Source organism: Streptomyces sp. SID13726, from assembly GCF_010548375.1.
GTDB lineage: Bacteria > Actinomycetota > Actinomycetes > Streptomycetales > Streptomycetaceae > Streptomyces.
The window spans coordinates 1-380 of sequence record NZ_JAAGLY010000905.1; the positions used below are offsets into that span (position 1 = coordinate 1).

The window sequence follows — 380 nt, forward strand, 5'->3', positions numbered from 1 at the left end:
CATCGGCTACGCGGTCGAGCAGACCGGCGGCCAGCTCGAGCAGCTCGGCGACGTGTTCGACAGCGCGCCGCAGGGCGTCGTCGTCGCGAAGGACGACACCGAGCTCGCCGCCGCGATCCAGGCGGCGCTGCAGTCGCTCATGGACAGCGGCCAGCTCGTCGAGATCCTCGGTGCGTGGGGCAGCGGCGACGCCGCGCTCGAGACCGCGGAGATCAACCCGTCCGTCGGCTGACGCCCCCGTCCAGCCACCCCGACCCAGCCTCCGTCGTGTCGCGGGCGCCCGTGCGGCGCCCGCGACCGGCACACTGGACGCCTGCGCGGACGACGTCGTCCGCGCGGCCCGGCTCGTGCCCCGAGCCCCGACCCCCCGAGGTGCACCA

General features: G+C 75.8%; 1 protein-coding gene. It reads left to right on the forward strand.

What is annotated here, in order from left to right; all coding sequences use genetic code 11:
• The coding region (locus G3I78_RS50920) for a transporter substrate-binding domain-containing protein (protein ID WP_164437451.1) at nt 1-232 on the forward strand (232 nt) is incomplete at its 5' end.
• Between the last annotated feature and the right edge of the window lie 148 nt (nt 233-380).